1 protein-coding gene is annotated in these 1415 nt (G+C 50.1%); it reads right to left on the bottom strand.

All coding sequences use genetic code 11. From position 1 onward, the window contains the following. Positions 1-124: 124 nt before the first annotated feature. Positions 125-1312 (bottom strand): IS256 family transposase, encoded by a 1188-nt coding sequence (locus NR121_RS24895; RefSeq protein ID WP_054820369.1) that lies wholly within the window; start codon positions 1310-1312, stop codon positions 125-127. Positions 1313-1415 lie beyond the last annotated feature (103 nt).

The following is a 1415-nucleotide window of genomic DNA, read 5'->3' on the forward strand; positions in this document are numbered from 1 at the left end:
GGTAGTGTCAAGAAGTTTGTGTAACGTAGTAGATATATCCAGAAGTGGTTGCGTGAACGCATAGTGTTTGAATCTTCTGACACCTTGACGAACATAGCCCAAGCGTAGGCGGGGCACTGGTTTTTTATTCCACCGATGTTGCAGTCGTGGGATAACGCTCCTCGAACATCTGTACCAGCTTTTCCTTGACACCCGGCTGACCGAAACCAGTAGTGACGCGGTTAGCATAACGCTCGTTGTAGTCCATGATATCGAGGTAAATGATCTTCTCCACCGCGTCGATATTGGTTAAGCTGTTCATCGGCTTCAGTCGCTTACGAAATTCTTTGTTCATTCGCTCGATTGGATTTGATGTATAGATGGCATTTTTAATTTGCGGCGGGTACTTGTAAAACGTCAGCAGCGTATCCAATTGCTCCTCCCAGGATTGAATCTCTTTCGGATACTTCTTGCCCCACTTGTCCTTGAACGTGTCGAAGGCAGCTAGGGCAAGTTCATGATCGAGTGCATGGTAGACCGTTTTCAGATCATCCAGAAACTCCGTCTTATCCTGCACGCGAATCTTGGGGAACGTCGAGCGCACCTTGTGTACAATGCAGTGTTGGACGTCGGCTTTCGGGTACACCTCTCGAAACGCATCATCGAGTCCGGGCAGGCCGTCAAACACGCCGAGAAGGACTTCTTGGGCACCGCGCTTGTACAGGTCTTTGAGGACATCCCGCCAGCCGTTGGCGCTCTCCTGGCCGCCCACGTAAAATCCGAGAATCTGTCGGTGGCCATCCTCATCAATGCCCATGGCAAAATAGACGACCTCACCGCTGACACGGCTGCGTCGCAGCTTCACATACAGGCCATCTAAGTAGAGGACAGCATAGCGCTTCTGCAGCGGCCTGGATTGCCATTGCTGGATATCCTCCAGCACGGTCGCGGTAATGTTGCTGACGGTCGTGGGTGAATAGTGGCTGCCAAACATGCTCTCGATGAAGCGAGCGACGTCTCGCGTGCCCATGCCGGCTTTGTACATTTGGATCACCGCCTCTTCCAGCCAGCCATCTCGGCGTTGGTAAGGTTCGAATACATGCGTTTGAAACTCGCTGTTCCGATCCCGTGGTACACGGAGATCCTCGATCGTGCCGAACTTGGTCTGAAGAGAGCGCTGGTAGTATCCGTTCCGACTATTAGGCTTTTCTTGTTCATTCTCCATGAAGCTTTTGATTTCAGCTTTCATGATGGACTCCAGGTTCTCTTTAATAAACTGCGTGACAAGTTTTTCAAATAGATCTGCGAGCATATCTTGGTGTATAGTAGTCATGAGTAGGGTTCCTTTCTTGTGGTTTACGCACACTCCAAGATACCCTACTTTTTTTGCGCCTGCAGGTCACAAATTCTGGTTACACAAACTATTGTACATCATC

The sequence above is a fragment of the Paenibacillus sp. Pae15 genome, from assembly GCF_024519685.1.
In the GTDB taxonomy this organism is placed as follows: domain Bacteria; phylum Bacillota; class Bacilli; order Paenibacillales; family NBRC-103111; genus Paenibacillus_G; species Paenibacillus_G naphthalenovorans.

Coding starts and splice junctions, on each gene's coding strand:
- NR121_RS24895 (WP_054820369.1), bottom strand. CDS start 1,312: ATGACTACTATACACCAAGATATGCTCGCAGATCTATTTGAAAAACTT.